A 21838-nucleotide genomic window follows, 5' to 3' on the forward strand; every position below is an offset into this window, starting at 1 on the left:
GTATTTGAATTTGGGTGTTAGTCTAGCACTTAATTAAATGTGGTTTAGGGGGGTATTTTATGTCAGAAGTACAAAATCCTATTGCGGAAGGAAAGGTTTCTCTTGGTATTGAATTTGGTTCAACCCGTATTAAAGCTGTTTTAATTGATACTCAAGGAAATATTCTTTCGGTAGGTGGATTTAACTGGGAAAATCATTTTATTGATGGGGTGTGGACTTATCCTTTAGAAGAAGTTTGGACTGGAGTTCAGGTTGCGTTCAAAACTTTATCTGAAAATGTGCAGCAACAATATGGTCAACCTTTACAGAAAATAGCCAATATTGGTATTAGTGCAATGATGCACGGTTACCTTGCTTTTAATCAACAAAATGAATTATTAGTGCCATTCCGCACTTGGCGAAATAATTTTACCAGTGGAGCCTCTCATCAATTAACACAACTGTTTAATTACAATATTCCTCAACGTTGGAGTATTGCCCATCTCTATCAAGCTATTCTGAATAATGAAACGCATCTCTCAGAAGTTAATTTTATAACAACCTTAGCCGGTTATGTGCATTGGCAATTAACAGGCGAGAAAGTATTGGGTATTGGTGATGCATCCGGAATGTTTCCTATTGATTTAGGTTTACAAAATTACAATGCTCAAATGCTTTCTCAGTTTGATGAACTGATAAAAGATAAAAAGTTTGAGTGGCGTCTAAGCAATATTTTACCCAAAGTGCTAGTGGCAGGAGAAAAAGCAGGTGTTTTAACGGAACAAGGAGCGTTATTGCTTGACCCAAGCGGCAATCTAAAATCTGGTTCTTTGCTATGCCCGCCTGAAGGAGATGCTGGCACAGGAATGGTCGCTACTAACAGTATTTCTGAAAAAACAGGCAATATTTCAGCGGGTACTTCTGCTTTTGCGATGATCGTACTACAAAAAGAGCTTTCAAAAGTATATGAAGAATTGGATATGGTAACAACGCCAACAGGTAAGCTGGTTGCGATGGCTCATTCCAATAACTGCTCTTCGGATATTAATGCGTGGGTTGGATTATTTAAAGAAACCTTATCTGTCTTAAATTTATCTTGTGATACCGACACCCTATATCAAACCCTATTTTTAAAAGCCTTAGAGGGCGATGCTGATTGCGGTAATTTGCTCTCTTATGGATTTTATTCAGGCGAACATATTGTGGGATTACCAGAAGGCTGCCCTACCTTTATGCACCCAGCCAATGCAAATTTCAATTTAGCGAATTTTATGCGGGTTCATCTCTACACTGCATTTGCGGCAATGAAGATTGGAATGGATATTTTAATGCAACAAGAGAAAGTGGAGATTACCCAAATTCTTGGTCACGGAGGCATTTTTAAAACCGAAAATGTCGCACAGAAAATTTTAGCTTCCGCTTTAAATGTCCCGATTGCCACAATGCAAACTGCAAGTGAAGGAGGTGCTTGGGGAATTGCATTATTAGCTAATTATCTCAATGAATATCAAAAAGGGATCTCGTTAGAGGATTATCTTAACCATCAAATTTTCAGTTCTACATCAGTTTCGATTGTCGAGCCGGATGTAAAAATCTCAGCTGGCTATGACATTTTTATGCAACGTTATAAAAAAGGCATTAATGTTGTAAAAGAAGTAGTTTCAGTATTTAAACAATAAGGAGTTGTTATGGAATTTATTAAATCATTAGAGGCTTGGTTTATTGTTGGTAGCCAACATTTGTATGGGGCCGAAGCCTTAAAACAAGTAGAGCTTGATGCAACTGAAATAGTCGATTATCTGAATAAACAGAACCCTTTTGTAAAAATTAAATTAAAACCGGTGGCAACTACAGCTGAAGAAGTTTATGCCGTGTGTAAGGACGCAAATAGTCAAGAAAACTGCATTGGGGTCATTGCGTGGATGCACACTTTTTCACCTGCTAAAATGTGGATTGCCGGGCTGCAGGCTTTCTCTAAACCGTTAGTTCAGTTCCATACTCAATTTAATCGCCACATTCCTTGGGATAAAATTGATATGGATTATATGAATTTGCACCAAACTGCTCACGGCGACCGTGAATTTGGTTTCCTCGTCTCTCGCCTACGTTTACCAAGAACAATTGTTGTCGGACATTGGCAAGATGAAAGTGTATTAGATAAATTCAATCGTTGGATGCGTGTGGCGGTTGCAATTTACGATCATAAACAACTTAAAATTGCTCGCTTTGGCGATAATATGCGAGAAGTGGCAGTAACAGAAGGCGATAAAGTAGAAGCCCAAAAAGTGTTTGGTTATAGCGTAAACGGATACGGTGTTTATGAACTGGCAGAAGCGATTGATGCTGTCTCTGATGAAGATGTTTGCAAATTATTGGCAGAATATGACCGCTTGTATAATGTTGAAGAGAGCTTGAAAGAGAATGGTGCAGCAAGAGAATCGTTAGCATATTCAGCACGAATTGAAATTGGTTTAAAAACGTTCTTGGACAACGGTGGATTTAAAGCCTTTACCGATAATTTCCAAAACTTAAACGGCATCAAACAACTGCCGGGCTTAGCGGTACAACGCTTAATGGAACAAGGTTATGGCTTTGGTGGCGAGGGCGACTGGAAAACCGCTGCTCTTGTGCGTGCCGTTAACGTAATGGGGTATGGCTTACCAAATGGTTCTTCTTTTATGGAAGATTACACCTACGATTTAGATGAGAAAAACCAAGTTGTGCTAGGGGCTCATATGCTTGAAGTTTGTCCATCTATTGCCAAAGAAAAATCAACATTAGCCATTCGACCGCTAGGTATTGGAGGCAAAGCAGATCCTGTTCGCTTAATTTTCAGTAGTAAGGCAGGAAAAGCAGTGAATGCAACCGTTGTAGATATGGGAGACCGTTTTAGAATAGTTGTTGCGGATTTAGAAGCTATCGCCCCTCCAAATCCAATGCCAAATTTACCGGTTGGGCACGCTTTTTGGAAGCTTCAACCCAATTTTGAAGTTGGCACTCAAGCATGGATTTTAGCCGGCGGTGCTCATCATAGTGCATTTAGTTTAGATATTGATGCCGATATGCTACGAACTTTTGCTGAATATTTTGGTATTGAGTTTATCCATATCAACCAAAATACCGAGCTACCACAACTTAAAAATGAATTACGCTGGAATGATTTGGCATATAAATTTTCAAAATAATTAAAAAGGAATTGAGTAAGCGGTTATCTTTCCTTAAAAAACTTACACTTTTTGAGCAAAATATAACCGCTTTTTATAATAAGCTACGAAAGCATCATTTTTCCGATTGTTGATAGGTTTTCAAGGTTTCCATATTAAAAAAATAAGGTTTTAATATCAGTAGTATATCGAAAAAATGTTTAAGTTTTTCATCTTGTTGAACGCTATTTGATAGACTTTCTAAGGTTATATTTACCTCAAACTGTGCTAGTTTTTTTGCTACATCAATGTAGGTTTGGAGTAGGTTTAATTCTGTTTCATTACAGCGGCGGATAATCGCTAAAATATCTCTCTCCTTCCGGGTGAAAATTCCTTCGCGTGGGTTTAATAATCCCTTTTCTATATATTCATTAAGCATTTGCTCACTTATTTTAAATTCATTGCATAGCTGCGCTGAGCCAAAGGTTTCATTTCTTTCCCCAATCATTAATGAGAAGGTATGAATTAGACTTTCATAAGGGTTGTTTTTATCAAAATCAGGTTGTAAAAAAAGAGTCTTTATTTGAGAAATGCTTGCATTGCAATTAGTTTGTAAATATTTGATAAATTCGAGGAGTTTTACATTACTTTCATCATATAGGTGAAAATTAGGTTTATCTTTATAGGGTTCAGGTAAAATTCCTTCCTTGATGTAATATAGAATAGTAGATTTTGGAGTATTACTAAGCTTGACTAAGTCGTTCATTTTTAGCATGAATTACGTCCTTCTTTTCAGTCTTTATTTTATACACAAGTGTAAAGTAAAACTTTATAGTTCTGATTATAAATTTAAACTAAATTGTTTGTTTTTTACAATAGTTTTTTTACTTTTTTGTAAAAAGTAGTCACTTTTTTTTAAAAGTGTGAAGAATGCCTCGTTTTCACAAGTTTTGGGGTTGCAACTCTTAATTTGTGACGTATAATTTATGGCTGATTTTCATTGATTTAACAGTGGTTAATTATTAATCTCATTGAGTGGAAGGTTTACTGCAAAATAAGGATAAAAGGTGTCTGCTGTAATCAATAAAGCAAAATCACAGTATAAACAAGCATTAAAGACTGAGTTTTTTATCTTGTGTCTTTTGGTAGTTGGACTGTCTTGTTGGAAAATGAATCTTGATTTTTCCTTTTTAGGCGGTGCTTTAGCAAGTTTTTTACCACATCTTGTGTTTGTATATTGGATTTTTTTCAAAAAATCGGCAAAAAATCAATCAAAAATGACCGCTTTCTATCGTGGTGAAGGAATGAAATGGTTGGTTACTATTATTTTGGTGATCGGCTGTTTTAAATTAATACCAAATCTAGATTTTGTTTGGTTTTTTGTTGGATATTTTATCGCATTATTTTTAAATAATATGATTCCGTTTGTGTTAAGCAAACATCACCGCTAATTTTAATTAAAAGGATATGTTATGGCTGGAACGACAGCAGAATATATTAGCCACCACTTAAGCTTTTTATCAACAGGTGAAGGCTTTTGGGCTGTGCATTTAGATACGCTATTCTTCTCTTTAGTGGCAGCTGTAATTTTCTTATGGGTTTTCTCGCGTGTAGCAAAAAATGCAACCACAGGAGTTCCTGGAAAATTACAATGTTTTGTAGAGATTGTGGTGGAATGGGTAGATGGCTTGGTGAAAGATAATTTCCACGGTCCACGTAATGTGATAGCGCCATTGGCGTTAACCATTTTCTGTTGGGTGTTTATTATGAACGCGATCGACCTTGTTCCTGTCGATTTCTTACCACAGCTTGCAAATCTGTTTGGGATTCATTATTTACGTGCAGTACCAACAGCAGATATTAGTGCAACGCTGGGTATGTCTATTTGTGTATTTGCGCTAATTTTGTTTTATACAGTTAAATCGAAAGGTTTTGGTGGTTTAGTAAAAGAATACACTCTACACCCGTTTAATCATTGGGCATTTATTCCAGTAAATTTTATCCTTGAAACAGTAACGCTACTTGCAAAACCGATTTCATTGGCATTCCGTTTATTCGGTAATATGTATGCTGGTGAGTTAATCTTTATCCTTATTGCAGTAATGTATATGGCAGACAACTTCGCTCTACAGGCGTTGGGGATTCCATTGCACTTGGTTTGGGCAATTTTCCATATTTTAGTTATTACGCTTCAAGCCTTTATTTTTATGATGCTAACGATTGTTTATTTGAGTATCGCTTATAACAAAGCGGATCATTAAACTACCCTTGCAAGCGGTAGGTTTTTTGCAAATTTTTGCAAAATATTGACCGCTTGAATTTATATTTTTATCAACAACCTAGCCTTCGGGCTAATTCCTCAATCTAATGGAGAACATTATGGAATCAGTAATCACAGCAACAATTATTGGTGCTTCAATTTTATTAGCTTTCGCTGCGCTTGGCACTGCTATCGGCTTTGCTATTTTAGGTGGCAAATTTTTAGAGTCATCAGCTCGTCAGCCTGAATTAGCATCAAGCTTACAAACTAAAATGTTTATCGTTGCTGGTCTTTTAGATGCTATCGCAATGATCGCTGTAGGTATTTCATTACTATTCATCTTCGCAAACCCGTTCATTGATTTATTGAAATAAGTCGGGATTTGATTAACCGTTATTCAGTTGAATAACTTTACCGGCTTTTAGGAGGGCGTTGTGAATTTAAATGCAACACTAATTGGTCAACTGATTGCGTTCGCACTTTTTGTTGCGTTCTGTATGAAGTTTGTATGGCCACCGCTAATTCGAGCGATAGAAGAGCGTCAGGCAAATATTGCTAGCGCATTGGCTTCTGCCGAAAAAGCGAAACAAGAACAAGCTGATTCTAAAGCGGCTGCGGATCAAGAAATCCTTAGAGCGAAAGAAGAAGCACAAAATATCATTGATTTAGCAACAAAACGTCGTAATGAAATTTTAGAATCTGTACAAGCAGAAGCTGAAGTGGAACGTCAACGTATTATTGAACAGGGTTACGCGGAAGTTGAAAGCGAACGTAAACGTGTTCAAGAAGAGCTTCGTCAAAAAGTGGCTGCATTGGCTATTGCTGGTGCAGAAAAAATCGTGGGTCGTTCGGTGGATGCTGCTGCGAACAACGATATTATTGATAAGCTAGTTGCGGAACTATAACTAGGAGGGGCAGATGTCAGAATTAAGCACAGTAGCTCGCCCCTATGCTAAAGCGGCTTTCGATTTTGCTTTAGAACAAGGTCAATTGGAACAATGGCAGCAGATGTTAACTTTTTCTGCCGCCGTCGCTAGCGATGAGCAAGTAGCTAGTTTTCTTAACTCATCACTTGCAAGCGGTCAGATTTCTGAGACGTTTATCAAGATTTGTGGCGAACAATTAGATCAATATGGGCAAAATTTCATTCGCGTAATGGCTGATAACAAGCGTTTAGCAGTATTACCTGCGGTATTGAATGCATTTTTAGAATTAAGAGCAGAACAGGAATCAATTAAAGATGTTGAGGTTGTTTCTGCAGATAAATTAACAGATGCACAAGAAGCAAAAATTGCCAATGCGATGGAAAAGCGACTCGGAACGAAAGTACGTATTACTTCATCAATAGATAGTTCATTAATTGCGGGTGTGATCATTCGTTATGATGATGTAGTGATTGATGGTAGTAGTCGTGGACAGCTAAACCGCTTGAGTCAAGAGTTGAGCTTGTAAGAGGAATAAAAAATGCAACTAAATTCAACTGAAATTAGTGAATTGATTAAAAAACGTATTGCCCAGTTTAATGTGGTGAGTGAAGCTCAAAGCACAGGGACAATCGTTTCGGTAAGTGACGGGGTTATTCGTATCCACGGCTTATCTGATGTAATGCAAGGTGAAATGATTGCATTACCGGGCAATCGTTATGCGATTGCATTAAACTTAGAAAGAGATTCTGTTGGTGCAGTTGTAATGGGACCTTATGCCGATTTAGCAGAAGGTATGCAAGTACAATGTACCGGTCGTATTTTAGAAGTGCCGGTTGGTCGTGGTTTATTAGGTCGTGTTGTAAATACCTTAGGTCAGCCAATCGATGGTAAAGGCGAAATCCAAAATGACGGTTTCTCACCAATCGAAGTGATCGCACCGGGCGTTATCGACCGTCAATCGGTTGATCAGCCGGTTCAAACCGGTTACAAAGCTGTTGACTCAATGGTACCAATCGGTCGTGGTCAGCGTGAATTGATTATCGGTGACCGTCAAACCGGTAAAACCGCATTAGCGATTGATGCGATTATCAACCAACGTGATTCAGGCATTAAATGTATCTACGTTGCAATCGGTCAAAAAGCCTCTACTATCGCTAACGTGGTGCGTAAATTAGAAGAGCACGGTGCATTAGCGAACACTATCGTGGTTGTAGCATCTGCATCTGAATCTGCTGCATTACAATATCTTGCACCTTATGCAGGTTGTGCAATGGGTGAATACTTCCGTGACCGTGGTGAAGATGCGTTGATCGTTTACGATGATTTGTCTAAGCAAGCAGTTGCTTACCGTCAAATTTCATTGTTATTACGCCGTCCACCGGGTCGTGAAGCATTCCCGGGTGATGTGTTCTATCTACACTCTCGCTTATTAGAGCGTGCGTCTCGTGTAAATGCAGACTATGTAGAACGTTTCACTAACGGTGCTGTGAAAGGTCAAACCGGTTCTTTAACCGCATTACCGATCATCGAAACCCAAGCAGGTGACGTTTCAGCCTTCGTACCGACTAACGTAATTTCAATTACCGATGGTCAGATTTTCTTAGAATCAGGCTTATTCAATGCTGGTATTCGTCCTGCGGTAAACCCGGGTATCTCGGTTTCTCGTGTAGGTGGTTCTGCGCAAACTAAGCTGGTTAAAAAACTTGCTGGTGGTATCCGTACCGCACTTGCTCAATACCGTGAATTAGCTGCATTCGCACAGTTCGCATCAGATCTTGATGAAGCAACACGTAAACAGCTTTCACACGGTCAGAAAGTAACTGAATTGTTGAAACAGAAACAATTCGAGCCGATGTCTGTTGCACAATTAGGTTTATCATTAGCAGCAGCTGAATACGGTTACTTAGATGATATTCCGGTTGAGCGTGTAGGCTCATTTGAAGCGAACTTATTAGCTTATGCTCAAAGTAACTACGGCGAGTTTATGCAAGAACTGTCAAAATCTGGCAATTTCAACGATGAAATTAAAGATAAATTGAACGAGATTTTATCTGGTTTCAAAAAGAACAGTGCTTGGTAATCTAACTTTTTAGCGGAGAAATAATATGGCAGGTGCTAAAGAGATAAGAACCAAAATTGCAAGTGTTCGTAATACACAAAAAATTACCAAAGCGATGGAAATGGTTGCCGCATCAAAAATGCGTAAAACCCAAGAGCGTATGGCAGCTTCTCGCCCTTATGCTGAAAGTATTCGCAAGGTAATTAGCCATATTGCCAAAGGTAACATTGAGTATAAACACCCATTTTTGACTCCACGTCCAGTAAAAAAAGTTGGCTATTTAGTAGTTTCAACCGATCGCGGTTTATGTGGTGGCTTGAATATCAATTTATTTAAAACCGTTTTACATGAATTGAAAGAAAAAGATGACCAAGGTGTTAAGTCTCGACTTGCTGTGGTGGGAAATAAAGGGATCTCCTTTTTTAACCCAATGGGGCTAGAGATTAAAGGTCATATCAATGGATTGGGTGATACACCGGCAATGGAAGATTTAGTCGGTATTGTTAACGGTATGGTAAATGCCTACCGTGAAGGCGAAATTGATGAAGTGTATGTGGTATATAACCGTTTTATAAACACGATGTCACAAAAACCGACAGTACAACAGTTGCTTCCTTTGCCTGCACTGGAAAATGACTCATTAGAGCAAACCGGTTCTTGGGATTATCTCTATGAACCAAATCCACAAGCGTTATTAGACAGCTTACTGGTTCGTTATTTAGAATCTCAAGTTTATCAGGCAGTGGTAGATAATCTTGCGTCTGAACAGGCTGCTCGAATGGTGGCAATGAAAGCAGCAACCGATAACGCAGGTAATCTGATTAATGAGTTACAGTTAGTGTATAACAAAGCTCGTCAAGCAAGTATTACGAATGAATTAAATGAAATTGTCGCGGGTGCCGCAGCAATTTAACAATGAATAGAGGAACGGTAATGGCAACGGGAAAAATTGTACAGATCATCGGTGCGGTAATCGATGTTGAGTTTCCGCAAGATGCAGTACCAAAAGTTTATGATGCATTAAAAGTTGAATCAGGATTAACCCTTGAAGTTCAACAACAATTAGGTGGCGGTGTGGTCCGTTGTATCGCACTTGGTTCATCTGATGGTTTAAAACGTGGCTTAAAAGTTGAAAATACGAATAAAGCGATTGAAGTACCGGTTGGTACAAAAACACTCGGTCGTATTATGAACGTATTAGGTGAGCCAATTGATGAAGCAGGCCCAATCGGTGAAGAAGAACGTTGGACAATCCACCGTGCAGCACCAAGCTACGAAGAACAAGCGAACAGCACCGAGCTTTTAGAGACCGGTATCAAAGTTATCGACTTAGTCGCTCCGTTTGCAAAAGGGGGTAAAGTTGGCTTATTCGGTGGTGCGGGTGTAGGTAAAACCGTAAATATGATGGAGTTAATCCGTAACATCGCTATCGAACACAGCGGTTACTCGGTATTCGCCGGTGTAGGTGAGCGTACTCGTGAGGGTAACGACTTCTACCACGAAATGAAAGACTCTAACGTATTAGACAAAGTATCACTGGTTTACGGTCAGATGAACGAACCACCAGGCAACCGTCTGCGTGTGGCATTAACCGGCTTAACCATGGCGGAAAAATTCCGTGATGAAGGTCGTGACGTGTTATTCTTTGTGGATAACATCTATCGTTACACCCTAGCCGGTACTGAAGTATCTGCGTTATTAGGTCGTATGCCGTCTGCGGTAGGTTATCAGCCGACATTGGCAGAAGAGATGGGTGTATTACAAGAGCGTATTACCTCAACCAAAACCGGTTCTATTACCTCTGTACAAGCGGTATATGTTCCGGCGGACGACTTAACTGACCCGTCTCCGGCAACTACCTTTGCCCACTTAGACTCAACGGTGGTATTAAGCCGTAATATCGCTTCACTCGGTATTTACCCGGCGGTTGACCCTCTTGACTCAACCTCTCGTCAGTTAGATCCACTCGTGGTTGGTGAGGAACACTATAACGTTGCTCGTGGTGTACAAGGTACATTACAACGTTATAAAGAGTTAAAAGACATCATTGCAATTTTGGGTATGGATGAATTATCGGAAGACGACAAACGCCTTGTTGCTCGTGCGCGTAAAATCGAACGTTTCCTTTCACAACCATTCCACGTTGCGGAAGTATTCAACGGCGTACCGGGCAAATTCGTACCGTTAAAAGAAACAATTCGTGGCTTTAAAGGCATTTTAGAAGGCGAATACGACCATATTCCGGAACAAGCGTTCTATATGGCGGGTTCAATTGACGAAGTGGTTGAAAGAGCAAAACAGATGTAATTTTGTTCTAAACTAAAGGAGAACAACATGGCATCTCAATTTGAACTCACAGTGGTGAGTGCAGAACGTAAAATCTTTGAAGGCACTGTTACCAGCGTGCGTGTTTCAGGAACAGACGGTGAATTAGGGGTGTATGCAGGGCATGCACCGTTATTAACCGCAATTAAACCGGGAATGGTTAAATTCACTTTAGCTGACGGCAAAGAAGAATTTATCTACGTTTCAGGTGGTTTCCTTGAAGTACAACCGACCGTAGTAACAGTGTTGGCAGATACCGCAATTCGTGGCGAGGAGCTAGACGAACAACGTATTCTTGCCGCAAAACGCAAAGTAGAAGAAACACTTTCAAAAACCAGCGATGCAGATATGACCGCGAAGTTAGCGAGAGAAATTGCGAAACTGCGTGTTTACGAACTCACTAAAACCAAATTAGCGAACAGACGTTAATATCAAAAAACCCCACGAAAGTGGGGTTTTGTTTTACAAGCGGTCAAAAACAGTAAATTTTTTGTAAAATCTGACCGTTTGTGAACGTTAAAAGCGAACCCTAAGGTTCGCTTTTTTATGATTAAAGAATATTCTCAAACTGTTCAAACACTTCTTTTGGCCAAACGCTGGATTGCACTTCGCCGATGTGTTTTTTGCGTAGTAAGAACATCACTAAGCGAGACTGACCGATACCGCCGCCGATTGAAAGCGGGAGCTTGCCGGCTAATAAATCTTTGTGCCAATCCATTTCGAGACGGTCTTCGTCGCCGGTTAAATCAACTTGTAAGCGTAAGGCGGTTTCATCTACACGAATACCCATTGAGGAAAGTTCAAAGGCTGTGCCGAGTTCTTCGTTCCAAACTAAAATATCGCCGTTTAAGCCTTTGTAGCCTTGTTCGGACTCGGTTGTCCAGTCATCATAGTCCGGAGCTCGTCCATCGTGAGGTTTACCGTCTGATAATTTGCCGCCGATACCGATTAAGAACACCGCTCCGCACTCTTTACAGATAGCATTTTCACGCTCTTTGCTGGTCATATTCGGATAGCGTTGCACTAAGTCTTCGCTGTGAACGAAAGTAATTTGTTTAGGCAATACAGATGGAATATCGAAACGAGCCTCCACCGCTAATTCGGTTAAACGAATTGCTTTATAGATTTCGTTTACGGTTTCTTTTAAGAAATCGAAGTTGCGGCGACCTTCAGGAATGACTTTTTCCCAGTCCCATTGGTCAACATATACCGAGTGTGTGCGATCTAAAGAATCTTCATCAGGGCGAAGAGCTTTCATATGAACAAATAACCCTTCTCCTTCTTTAAATCCAAAGCGAGCTAAGGTGTGGCGTTTCCATTTTGCAAGAGAATGAACCACTTCATAAGTAGAGCTTGGAATACATTTTACGTTTACTTTTACCGCTTTTTCGATACCGGAAAGGTTGTCTTGCATACCGTTGCCGACTTCGCTCAAAATAGGACCTTGTACTTCGATAATGCCTAATTTATCAATAAGGTATTGCGTAAAGGTGTTTTTAACGAAACTGATTTCTTGTTGCTGTAAAATAAAAGATTTTTTCATTGTTTGCTTTCCTAATTAAAGAATGTTGATTTTTATTTCTCGTGCTTGATTGCATTTAAGAATTGATGAGTGCTAATTTAAAGAAATATCTAAAAAATGCAATATTTATCAAATAAAAAAGCATTTGTGATAAATTTCATTTAAAATATTTGCAATATTTTTAAATATTATCTAATTAGTTTGATTTTGAGGAGAAAAAATGTACAGTAAAAACACGACTAAATCGGAAATTGATAAGCTGGATCAAAAAATTTTACGTTGGCTAATTAAAGATGCTCGCACGCCTTATGCGGAAATGGCAAAAGTTTTTGGTGTGAGTGCTGCAACTATCCATGTCCGTGTTGAAAAAATGCGCCAAGCCGGCATTATTGAATCCACCAAAATTGTAGTGGACGAGCGTAAGGTTGGGTATGACGTGTGTTGCTTTATTGGCATTATTTTAAAATCAGCTAAAGATTATGATAAAGTAATTGCTAAACTTAGTGAATTTAATGAAGTTGTTGAGGCGTACTATACCACTGGTAATTATTCTATTTTTATTAAAGTAATGACCCATACCATCGAGGAGTTGCATTCGGTATTAGCAGGAAAAATTCAGTCTATTGATGAAATTCAGTCAACAGAAACGCTTATTTCACTTCAAAATCCTATTTCAAGAGATATTCTTCCTTAAAAGAATTAAGTAAAGATAAGACCACTTGTATTGTGGTTACAAGCGGTCGTTTTGTTTTGGTTTTTTGCAACTATTTTGTCTACTATGCCTATTTTTCCAAAATAGTCTTAATCAATAGCATTAATGCGGCGGCATCATCAACCAAACCGAGTGGGCCTAGAATCGCTTCGGGTAGAATATCTACAGGGCTGAACATATAGATTAAGATAATAGCGATTTTAATCCACTTCGCCTTATTTGCACTGATTTTGTTCATTGATACTTAAGTTATAATTGTTCAACAAATGATGGTAACCATTCTTCAGCACTGCCATCGTGGTCGAAATTATTCATTACATCAATTCTCAGTGATTCGCAAACTTGGCTTGCCCCTTTCGCTTTGAGAGCTTCTTCAACAATATTTACTGCATTGCAGAAGGTGTCATAGTCGGAGCTACCTAAACCGATTACACCAAATTTCATACTGCTGAAATCAGCCAAGCTAGTTGCTAAATCACCAAATAACGGTTGGATATTTTCGGGTAGCTCGCCGGCTCCGTGGGTGGAGGTAACGACAATCAGATTGGCTTTACCTTCAATATCGGCAAGGGTGGCTTGGTTAAACAGTTCCACTTCAAAACCTTGTTCGCTTAATACCTCATTAATGTGATCGGCAACATATTCTGCACCGCCTAAGGTGCTGCCGGTGATGATACAAATAGATGTCATAATAATCTGTTCTCCGTTATTTTTTGGCTATTCTAGCGAAGATCGCTTGCTTTGCAATAGCTTATTTTTTGCAATAGTTTGATTATATCTTATAACTTTTGGTTATTTTTAAAACTAAAGAATGCCGAGTAAGTTAGCGAAAAATGTTAAGGAGTCTTTATGCGTCTTTCTCAATTATCTCTTTCTGTTTTACTCTTAACTGCCAGCAGTTTGGTGGCAGCAGCTCCGGCAAATACGCTGATTAATTGCGTGGCAACTCCACCGATGAAACTTAGCCCTGCAATTACTAATGATGCCAATGATTTCAATGCCAGCTCACAACAAATTTATAATCGCTTATTGGCGTTTAAAGCCGGTGAACTGACGGTTGAGCCGAGTTTGGCAGAATGTTGGGAAATTAGTGACGATGGCTTAAGTTACACTTTCTATTTGCGTAAAGATGTGAAATTTCATTCCAATAAACAGTTTACGCCAACTCGAACGCTGAATGCTGATGATGTGGTGTTCTCGTTCCAACGCCAGATGGATTCAAACCATCCTTACCATAAGGTCTCTGACGGCACTTATTTCTATTACCATTGGATGAATTTGCCGAAGATTTTAAAAACAGTGGAAAAAGTGGACGATTACACCGTTAAAATCACCTTACAGCAACCCAATGCCCCTTTTCTGACAACCTTAGCGATGGATTTCTTGTCGATTTATTCAAAAGAATATGCGGATAAATTGCTGGCGGAAGGCAAGCCGGAGTTATTGGATCAATCCCCGATCGGCACAGGGCCTTTTGTGTTCCAAGTCTATCAAACCGATCAAGCGGTGCGTTATGTTGCGAACCCGGATTATTTCCAAGGTAAAGCAAAATTTGAGAAACTGATTTTTAGTATTACCCCTGATGCGGGAACTCGTTATGCCAAACTGAAAGCGGGTGAATGCGATGTGATTGATTTCCCGAATATTTCCGATATTGCCCAAATGAAACAAGATCCGAAGGTGAATTTATTACAGCGAGACGGGCTGAATTTAGCTTATATCGGCTTAAACAGCACCAAACCGGCATTAAATAACGCCAAAGTTCGCCAAGCCTTGCATTATGCAACCGATAAGAAAGCGATTGTCGAGGCTGTTTATCAAGGCGGTGGCACGGTGGCAAGTAATCCGTTCCCTGATTCGGTGTTGGGCTATAATCCAAATTTACCGCAATATGAATTTAACCTTGAAAAAGCCAAAGCCCTATTAACAGAAGCCGGCTTTGCCGATGGTTTTGAAACAGAAATTTGGGTGCAGCCGGTTGTGCGACCTTCCAATCCGAACCCACGCCGTACCGCAGAAATTATTCAAGCAGATTGGGCGAAAATCGGGGTGAAAGCGAAATTAGTGACCCACGAATGGGCGGATTTCAACAAACGCACCCGTGAAGGCGAGTTCTCTGCCGGCACTTATGGCTGGACAAGCCGTAATGGTGATCCGGATAACTTCCTTTTCCCATTATTGAGCAAAGCCAATATTCCCGGCACTAATTATGGACGTTGGACAGATGAGAAATTTGAGCAGTTATTAGCTCAAGCTGTACAAACCCAAAACCGTGATGAGCGTGCGAAGCTCTATCAACAAGCGGTGGAAATTGCCAACGAGCAAACGCCATTTATTCCACTGGCTCACGCTATCAACTATGTACCACTCAGCAAACGGGTGCAAGGTTTTGTGCAAAATCCGTTTGGCTACACGCCATTTTATGGGGTGAGTTTATCGGAGTGATATGCCATACAAGCGGTCTATTTTTGCCACTTTTTTGCAAAATGTGGTAGAGAATAGACTGCTTTTCTTTTAGAATGAGTTACCTTTCTATACGGATAAATCTATATGAAAAAGATACTCCTCTTAGTTCTTTTACTTACGCTTGCAACTCAAATAAAAGCAGATGAAGGTAATAACACACAGGTTTGTGCTGAGCAACAACATCAAATTATTGCTCATTACTTTAAGATTTCTCAAGAGAAACTTTCTGCTCGTACTTTAGCTTCTGCCTGTAAAACAGCTCCTAACAATTCAACGGAAACCTTAGTGAGTTATGCGGTAATAGAGCCTAAATACAGCAAAGAAAATTATCAAAACGACGAAAACACACCTAAGTGGACGCTTTTTGTTGCTCGTGTGAATGATAATGCGATATTGCAATCGTGGGAGCAGGATATGGAGATCGATGCCTCTATCGATGTGAATGCAGATAGTCTTAAAATTGATACCGCCCGTTATATTCTAAACGACAAAGTAAGAGCTTTCGGCGTGAGGTTTAATAACGCTGCTCGTGGTCCAAGTGCTCCTGAGTATTCTGCAAATGATCATTTGATGTTATTTGTGCCGGAAAAAGAAAAGTTAAAACTTGTTTTTGATTACCCGATGACTTTTTGGTCTATTTTAGATGATAAAGAAACCAAAACCGAAACAGCAAACCTGGTATTGCAAATGGATAAAAAGCAGACTAACGGCTTCAACGATATTATTTTGAAAGCGGATATTACCCAGCTCGTTTGGAGTACAGGGTTTTATGATATAGGTAGAGAGTTGAAATCAGAAAATACTCGCCAAGAAAAAGTGCGATTAAAATATAATGGTGACCGTTACACCGTGGTAGAAAAAGCAGAATGGCTTCATTAATTGCAAGTCGTTGAGAAAAAATCACCGCTTGTTACTCCAAGCGGTGATTTTCGTTTAGCCTTTTGCAACTTAAATTACAAGAATTTAGCTTTTAACTGTTTGGTCACTTCTTTTTGTGCCGGAGTTTGTTCTTTCGTCATCGGCTCACGGCAGTAACCTGCTTGCACACCTTCTAACTCCAATAAGCCTTTGATGGTTTGGTATAAACCGTTGCCTAAAATGCCTTCGATTAAATCGTTGGTTACATTTTGGATTTCAAATGCTTCTTTGATTTTGCCTTGTTGGGCTAATTCAAAGATTTGTCTTGCACGAATACCGTTTACGTTGAAGGTTGAGCCGATTGCACCGTCCACACCTAATACCGTTGCCGGTAGCATCATTTCATCGAAACCTGCGTAGATTAAGTGGTTCGGGAACGCTTTGCGTAAACGCTCTAACAGGTAGAAATCGCCGGCGGTGAATTTCACACCGATGATTTTTTCGTTCTCAAATAATTCAGCGAATTGGCTCACACCGATGTTTACGCCGGTTAAGAACGGAATGGAGTAAACGATCATTTTGTTGCCGGTTTCACGAATAATGGTTTCGTAGAAGTTTTTGATTTCCGGGAAGCTGAATTTGTAGTAGAACGGTGTTACCGCTGATAAGCTGTCATAGCCTAATTCGGTGGCGTATTTACCCAGTTCTACCGCCTCTTTTAAGTTTACGCTACCGACTTGGGCGATAAGGGCGATTTCATCTTTTGCTTCATCTTTGGCGATACGGAAAATCTCTTTTTTCTCTTCGGTAGAAAGCATAAAGTTTTCACCCGTTGAACCGCCGACATATAAACCGTCCACTTTCATTTTGTCGATGTTGTGGCGGATAATTTGGCGTAAGCCTTTTTCATTGATGGTGCCGTCTTCGTTGAAAGAGACTAATAACGCACTAAAAATACCTTTTAAGTTTTTCATTTGGATCTCCAAAGTTAGAATTTGTTAAAGAGTTACACCTTGTTTCAGTTGGTTTTCCGCCCACCAAGCCGCACCGATTAAGCCGGCATCTTGCCCGGATTGAGCATTTTCCAATACGCAATGATATACGCTCGGCATTTCGGCTAAATAGTCGGACACCAGCGGTAAATACCCTTCCGCTAAGCCCACGCTGCCGCCTAATACCACTTTTTGTATATCTAAACTGATTTTTAAATCGGCAATTAAATTAGCAATCGCTTTTGCAGATTTTTGCACTAATTCGACCGCTTGTGGGTTGCCTTGGCGGAATCGCTCGAACACCTCTTTCGGTGAACAGGGCGGTTCCCATTGGCTAGAAACTGCCTCTATTGCACGCCCTGCTGCGATGGCTTCGACACACCCCACACGCCCACAACCACAGCGAGGCCCGTTCGGATCGGCTAGAGTATGCCCGATATGCCCGGCAATGCCGTTTGCACCGATTTGCAGTTCGCCGTTTAAAATAATGCCACCGCCCACGCCGGTGGAAACGGTAATAAATACAAAATTTTTGACCGCTTGTCGGTCTTCATTTAAATATTCGGCACACACCGCCGCTTGCACGTCATTTAATAACGCAATCGGCTTGTCGGTATGCTTTGCAATGCTTTGTTTCAACGGGAATTCTGCTAATTCGCCTAAATTTTTTGGATTTAATGCAGTAAGAACCCCTTTATTGATAATGCCTGTTGAGGCAACCGCCACAAAATCAAATTGTCCTTGATAATGTTGCATTATCTCACCAATCGCTTGATGCAAACTGCCTGCCTGATCAGCTTGTGGTTTATCAGTCGGGGTCTGAATTTGTTGGCGTTGTGACACTTGATTGTGTTGCACAATTGCCGTGGCAATTTTAGTACCACCGATGTCTATTGCTAAACAACGCATAATCAGCCCCTATTTTTGAGCCGATTTTACAGAGTCGGCAAACCAGCTCACAATATGCTCTAAGCGGGTTAATGCTGAGCCAACGGTAACGTAATCTGCTCCGATTTCAATCGCCGTTTTTGCCAGTTCAGGTGTGTTGTAGCGACCTTCCGCCATAACATTACAACCGGCAGCTTTTAAATCTTTCACTAATTGATAGTCCGGCTCATCAGGCACTTCGCCACCGGTGTAGCCCGACATTGTGCTACCCACAATATCAAAGCCTAATTGCTGGCAATGTAAGCCTTCTTCAAGGTTGGAGCAATCCGCCATTGCCAAGCAACCTTTTTCGTGAATGCGTTTTACCGCCTCTTCAATGCTGACCGGGCGGGTGCGGAACGTACCGTCCACCGCAATAATATCGGCACCGGCTTCGGCTAAGGCATCAATATCTTCTAAAAATGGCGTAATACGCACAGGAGAATCGGGCAAATCACGTTTTACAATGCCGATAATCGGCACATTCACTGCCGCACGAGCGGCTTTTAAATTATCGATACCTTCAATGCGAATGCCTTTAGCACCACCAATCACAGATGCCGCTGCCATTGCAGCCACAATTTCAGGTTTATCCATCGGGCCGTCATCAACAGGTTGGCAGGAGGCAATCAGCCCGTTTTGAATTTGACTTAAAATAGAATCACGAGATAGTGTTGACATAACAGTTCCTTTTTTATGTTCAAAAGGTAGTCAATGGACTAGATTTTGTTTGTGAAGAAATACTCCAAATAATTATAATTTAATAAATATTTACTACAAACAGAAAAATAAAAAAATGTGAGCTAAGTCTCATTTTTTATGAAAACGAGAGGAGGAAATCACTAGAAATGCAAAAAGCCGTTAAAGATTAACGGCTTTTGAAAAGTGGCGGAAGTGCATGGGAGTTGAACCCACCCGAGAACGCTGGCGTCCTCAACAGGATTTGAAGTCCTGCCACCTCACCGGAGATGACGCACTTCCGAAAAATTGGCAATATTGTACTTTATTTATTAGAATTGTCCAAAATATTCTCTCAATCATTCACATTATGCAACAACTATTTCGCCAAATTCCCTCGCTCGACCTCTTGTTGAAAAAGCCACAAGCGGTCGAATTATGCCAAAAATTTGCATATTCCAGCGTGGCTGAACAAGCCAGAAACCTGATTACTCAAGCTCGCCAATTTATTTCCCAACAGCAAGCCTTGCCGGATTTTATTGCCGATGAAAACCTGTTTTTTACAAGTCTGGAGCAAAAATTGCAAGCGTTGAGTGAGGTGAAAATCCGCTCCGTGTTCAACTTAACCGGCACGGTGCTACACACCAACTTAGGGCGTGGGTTGTGGTCGGAAAAGGCGATACAGGCAGCAACCAACGCAATGCGAAATAATGTGGCGTTGGAATTTGATATTGAAGCAGGCAAGCGCTCGCACCGAGACAACTACATTTCCGAGTTGCTGCACATACTTACCGGAGCGGAGGCAGCTTGCATTGTGAATAATAATGCGGCGGCAGTGTTGTTGATGTTAGCAACCTTCGCACAAGGCAAGGAAGTGATCGTTTCCCGTGGCGAGCTGGTGGAAATTGGCGGGGCGTTCCGCATTCCGGATATTATGGCTCAAGCAGGTTGTAAATTGGTGGAAGTTGGCACGACTAATCGAACCCATTTAAAAGATTATCGCAACGCGATCACCGAAAATACCGCTTTTTTGATGAAAGTTCACACCAGTAACTACCACATTGAGGGGTTCACCAGCTCGGTATCTGAAGAGGAATTGGTGGCTCTCGGTAAAGAATTTAACCTGCCGGTGATTACCGACTTAGGTAGCGGTTCGCTGACCGATATGCAAGCCCTTAATTTGCCTGCTGAGCCAATGGTTCAGCAAAAGGTGGCAGCAGGGGTAGATTTGGTTTCCTTCTCGGGCGATAAATTATTAGGCGGTCCACAAGCCGGCATTATTGTCGGTAGCCAAGCGATGATTAGCCAACTGCAACAACACCCGCTAAAACGGGTGCTACGTTGCGATAAAGTGATTTTATCGGCACTTGAGGCAACGCTACGCCACTACTTATTCCCGGAACAATTAACCGATAATTTACCGACCCTTCATTTACTCACTCAACCGCTTGAAACCTTGCAACACAAGGCGGAGCGATTAAAACAGGCATTATGCAAGCGGTTAAATTCTGCTTATATTTTGCAAATTGAGCCAAGCCTCGCCCAAATCGGCAGTGGTGCGTTGCCCACAGAAACCTTGCCCTCAGTGGCAGTAACGATTTCTGCTGAAAAACAGAGTGATTTAATTGCATTGGAACAACAATTTAAAACCTACCCAAACCCGATTATCGGACGTTTCGCTCAGCAGAAATTTTGGTTGGATTTACGCTCGGTCGCGGAGTTTGATAAATTGATTGAGATGTTGGGATATTAGTTACGGTAGGGACAGGTCCTGTGCCTGTCCGATAAATTACAGAATAAGATAAAGGAATCCTTATGGATCTGCACCACATTCGAGAAGACTACACCAAAAAAGTGCTTTCAATCCAAGATTGTCACTCAAACCCAATCAGCCAATTTGAACAATGGTTGAGTGAGGCTATCAATGCCAAAGTGAATGAGCCGACAGCAATGAATATTGCTACCGTTGCAGCAAACGGGCGACCAAGTAGCCGAATGGTGCTGTTGAAAGAGGTAAATTCACAAGGCTTTGTGTTCTTTACCAATTATCAAAGCCGTAAAGGGCGGGAAATTGCCGATAATCCGTTTGGCTGTTTAACCTTCTTTTGGGCGGAATTACAACGCCAAGTGCGGATTGAGGGGAAAATAGCAAAAATTCCGGCAGCAGAATCCGATGCCTATTTTGACTCACGTCCTTACACCAGCCGTTTGGGAGCTTGGGCGAGCGAGCAGAGCCAGCCTATCGAAAACTACAAGGCATTATTGCTAAAATCAGCTCAATTTGCGTTGAAATATCCGCTTTCAGTGCCTCGCCCACCGCATTGGGGTGGCTATATTCTGATTCCAGACAGCATTGAGTTCTGGCAAGGCAGAAGTAGCCGATTACACGACCGTATTCATTATTGGTTGGAAAATAATGAGTGGAAAAAAGAGCGGTTATCGCCTTAAATACATTCCTTGAACTTTAGTTTTATCCGGTTACAATATTGAATGATCTAAGTTTGTAAGGGGGAAATATGGAACTCACACTCACACAAGATTTAGCAAAATTACGCACAGATAAGCCACAAAGTTTTTATACTAATGATGAACTTGATTTATTACATCAATTAGAAAATGGTTTAATTGAAACTAAATCCCACGCTCAGGTAATGGAAGATTTACGCAAAAAATTGGGAATCACGGAAAAATGATGAAGTTTGATTACAATATTGTTTGGCTACAGAAAGCAGAAATAAAATTGTTTTATCAAGCAGATTATATATTACAACAATCCCAAAACCCGATTATTGCAGAACAATTCTATGATGCGATAAAAAGTGAAGTGGATAAACTTTCCTTTACTGCCGATGTTTATCGACTTCGCAAGAAAAAAGAAATTCCCATTTTAAACGGTAAGTACCAAGTAAAGTTCCTGATCGGTCAGGAAAATGTCTATATCGTAGATTTTAAATCTGCTCGCCAAAATAGTTACTCATTTTTATAAGGACT

General features: G+C 40.6%; 25 protein-coding genes and 1 tRNA gene. 18 read left to right on the forward strand and 8 right to left on the reverse strand.

Annotated elements, in window-relative coordinates:
- The first annotated feature begins 59 nt into the window (after positions 1 to 59).
- A complete protein-coding gene (locus ACJ7Z2_RS02610) occupies positions 60 to 1658 on the forward strand; it encodes a xylulokinase (RefSeq protein WP_409500698.1) in 1599 nt (532 codons plus the stop codon).
- Between the two features lie 9 nt (positions 1659 to 1667).
- Entirely contained in the window at positions 1668 to 3164 is a 1497-nt protein-coding gene (gene araA / locus ACJ7Z2_RS02615; RefSeq protein WP_409500699.1) for an L-arabinose isomerase, read from the forward strand.
- Between the two features lie 94 nt (positions 3165 to 3258).
- Here araA and ACJ7Z2_RS02620 read toward each other — a convergent pair whose 3' ends face one another.
- Complete coding sequence (locus ACJ7Z2_RS02620; RefSeq protein ID WP_409500700.1) at positions 3259 to 3897, reverse strand: MerR family transcriptional regulator; 639 nt, start codon at positions 3895 to 3897, stop codon at positions 3259 to 3261.
- Positions 3898 to 4189: 292 nt separating this feature from the next.
- Between ACJ7Z2_RS02620 and ACJ7Z2_RS02625 the strand changes: the two genes are divergently transcribed.
- From ACJ7Z2_RS02625 to ACJ7Z2_RS02665, 9 genes are all read left to right on the forward strand, one after another.
- Positions 4190 to 4573 carry an ATP synthase subunit I gene (locus ACJ7Z2_RS02625; protein ID WP_409500701.1) on the forward strand — a complete coding sequence of 128 codons (384 nt, stop codon included), beginning with the start codon at positions 4190 to 4192 and terminating at the stop codon, positions 4571 to 4573.
- A 21-nt stretch (positions 4574 to 4594) separates the two neighbouring features.
- Positions 4595 to 5383, forward strand: a complete 789-nt coding sequence (gene atpB, locus ACJ7Z2_RS02630) for a F0F1 ATP synthase subunit A (RefSeq protein WP_126301414.1) — start codon at positions 4595 to 4597, stop codon at positions 5381 to 5383.
- Positions 5384 to 5501: 118 nt separating this feature from the next.
- A complete protein-coding gene (atpE, locus tag ACJ7Z2_RS02635; RefSeq protein WP_005599073.1) occupies positions 5502 to 5756 on the forward strand; it encodes a F0F1 ATP synthase subunit C in 255 nt (84 codons plus the stop codon).
- 60 nt (positions 5757 to 5816) lie between these two features.
- Positions 5817 to 6287, forward strand: a complete 471-nt coding sequence (gene atpF / locus ACJ7Z2_RS02640; RefSeq protein WP_021279958.1) for a F0F1 ATP synthase subunit B — start codon at positions 5817 to 5819, stop codon at positions 6285 to 6287.
- 13 nt (positions 6288 to 6300) lie between these two features.
- Positions 6301 to 6834 carry a F0F1 ATP synthase subunit delta gene (gene atpH / locus ACJ7Z2_RS02645; protein WP_126301415.1) on the forward strand — a complete coding sequence of 178 codons (534 nt, stop codon included), beginning with the start codon at positions 6301 to 6303 and terminating at the stop codon, positions 6832 to 6834.
- Between the two features lie 12 nt (positions 6835 to 6846).
- Entirely contained in the window at positions 6847 to 8388 is a 1542-nt protein-coding gene (atpA, locus tag ACJ7Z2_RS02650; protein WP_006248986.1) for a F0F1 ATP synthase subunit alpha, read from the forward strand.
- A 25-nt stretch (positions 8389 to 8413) separates the two neighbouring features.
- Positions 8414 to 9280: a F0F1 ATP synthase subunit gamma gene (atpG, locus tag ACJ7Z2_RS02655; protein ID WP_006251387.1), complete on the forward strand. Its 867-nt coding sequence runs from the start codon at positions 8414 to 8416 to the stop codon at positions 9278 to 9280.
- 20 nt (positions 9281 to 9300) lie between these two features.
- Entirely contained in the window at positions 9301 to 10674 is a 1374-nt protein-coding gene (atpD, locus tag ACJ7Z2_RS02660) for a F0F1 ATP synthase subunit beta (RefSeq protein ID WP_006248984.1), read from the forward strand.
- A 27-nt stretch (positions 10675 to 10701) separates the two neighbouring features.
- The gene (locus tag ACJ7Z2_RS02665; protein ID WP_409500702.1) at positions 10702 to 11121 is read left to right on the forward strand and encodes a F0F1 ATP synthase subunit epsilon; all 420 of its coding nucleotides are present in this window, start codon (positions 10702 to 10704) and stop codon (positions 11119 to 11121) included.
- 121 nt (positions 11122 to 11242) lie between these two features.
- On the opposite strand, the gene asnA is transcribed toward ACJ7Z2_RS02665, so the two are convergent.
- Complete coding sequence (gene asnA / locus ACJ7Z2_RS02670; RefSeq protein ID WP_126301418.1) at positions 11243 to 12235, reverse strand: aspartate--ammonia ligase; 993 nt, start codon at positions 12233 to 12235, stop codon at positions 11243 to 11245.
- A gap of 199 nt (positions 12236 to 12434) precedes the next feature.
- On the opposite strand from asnA, the gene asnC reads away from it, so the two are divergent.
- Entirely contained in the window at positions 12435 to 12908 is a 474-nt protein-coding gene (gene asnC, locus ACJ7Z2_RS02675) for a transcriptional regulator AsnC (RefSeq protein ID WP_006248981.1), read from the forward strand.
- An 88-nt stretch (positions 12909 to 12996) separates the two neighbouring features.
- Here asnC and ACJ7Z2_RS02680 read toward each other — a convergent pair whose 3' ends face one another.
- Together ACJ7Z2_RS02680 and mioC are read right to left on the reverse strand one after the other, a co-directional pair.
- Entirely contained in the window at positions 12997 to 13164 is a 168-nt protein-coding gene (locus tag ACJ7Z2_RS02680) for a DUF1232 domain-containing protein (protein WP_409500703.1), read from the reverse strand.
- An 11-nt stretch (positions 13165 to 13175) separates the two neighbouring features.
- Positions 13176 to 13619 (reverse strand): FMN-binding protein MioC, encoded by a 444-nt coding sequence (gene mioC, locus ACJ7Z2_RS02685; protein ID WP_409501099.1) that lies wholly within the window; start codon positions 13617 to 13619, stop codon positions 13176 to 13178.
- 156 nt (positions 13620 to 13775) lie between these two features.
- Between mioC and ACJ7Z2_RS02690 the strand changes: the two genes are divergently transcribed.
- Both ACJ7Z2_RS02690 and ACJ7Z2_RS02695 read left to right on the forward strand, forming a co-directional pair.
- Positions 13776 to 15371, forward strand: a complete 1596-nt coding sequence (locus tag ACJ7Z2_RS02690; protein ID WP_409500704.1) for an ABC transporter substrate-binding protein — start codon at positions 13776 to 13778, stop codon at positions 15369 to 15371.
- 105 nt (positions 15372 to 15476) lie between these two features.
- Positions 15477 to 16271 carry a hypothetical protein gene (locus ACJ7Z2_RS02695; RefSeq protein WP_409500705.1) on the forward strand — a complete coding sequence of 265 codons (795 nt, stop codon included), beginning with the start codon at positions 15477 to 15479 and terminating at the stop codon, positions 16269 to 16271.
- 74 nt (positions 16272 to 16345) lie between these two features.
- On the opposite strand, the gene nanA is transcribed toward ACJ7Z2_RS02695, so the two are convergent.
- The 4 genes from nanA to ACJ7Z2_RS02715 form a co-directional block, all read right to left on the reverse strand.
- Positions 16346 to 17224, reverse strand: a complete 879-nt coding sequence (nanA, locus tag ACJ7Z2_RS02700) for an N-acetylneuraminate lyase (protein WP_006248966.1) — start codon at positions 17222 to 17224, stop codon at positions 16346 to 16348.
- A 24-nt stretch (positions 17225 to 17248) separates the two neighbouring features.
- Positions 17249 to 18151 carry an N-acetylmannosamine kinase gene (locus ACJ7Z2_RS02705; protein WP_409500706.1) on the reverse strand — a complete coding sequence of 301 codons (903 nt, stop codon included), beginning with the start codon at positions 18149 to 18151 and terminating at the stop codon, positions 17249 to 17251.
- Positions 18152 to 18160: 9 nt separating this feature from the next.
- Positions 18161 to 18850: an N-acetylmannosamine-6-phosphate 2-epimerase gene (locus ACJ7Z2_RS02710; protein ID WP_409500707.1), complete on the reverse strand. Its 690-nt coding sequence runs from the start codon at positions 18848 to 18850 to the stop codon at positions 18161 to 18163.
- A gap of 205 nt (positions 18851 to 19055) precedes the next feature.
- Positions 19056 to 19150 (reverse strand) — tRNA-Sec (locus ACJ7Z2_RS02715).
- A 67-nt stretch (positions 19151 to 19217) separates the two neighbouring features.
- On the opposite strand from ACJ7Z2_RS02715, the gene selA reads away from it, so the two are divergent.
- The 4 genes from selA to ACJ7Z2_RS02735 all read left to right on the forward strand — a co-directional run bounded on the left by selA (position 19218) and on the right by ACJ7Z2_RS02735 (position 21833).
- Entirely contained in the window at positions 19218 to 20600 is a 1383-nt protein-coding gene (gene selA / locus ACJ7Z2_RS02720) for an L-seryl-tRNA(Sec) selenium transferase (RefSeq protein WP_409500708.1), read from the forward strand.
- Between the two features lie 62 nt (positions 20601 to 20662).
- Positions 20663 to 21295, forward strand: coding sequence for a pyridoxamine 5'-phosphate oxidase (gene pdxH / locus ACJ7Z2_RS02725; RefSeq protein WP_324682593.1), 633 nt, complete (start codon positions 20663 to 20665; stop codon positions 21293 to 21295).
- 68 nt (positions 21296 to 21363) lie between these two features.
- Entirely contained in the window at positions 21364 to 21540 is a 177-nt protein-coding gene (locus ACJ7Z2_RS02730) for a hypothetical protein (RefSeq protein ID WP_409500709.1), read from the forward strand.
- Entirely contained in the window at positions 21537 to 21833 is a 297-nt protein-coding gene (locus tag ACJ7Z2_RS02735; protein ID WP_006251374.1) for a type II toxin-antitoxin system RelE/ParE family toxin, read from the forward strand. Before ACJ7Z2_RS02730 ends, ACJ7Z2_RS02735 begins: the two co-directional genes overlap by 4 nt.
- Positions 21834 to 21838 lie beyond the last annotated feature (5 nt).

Source organism: Mannheimia glucosida, from assembly GCF_046267875.1.
Classification (GTDB): Bacteria; Pseudomonadota; Gammaproteobacteria; order Enterobacterales; family Pasteurellaceae; genus Mannheimia; species Mannheimia glucosida.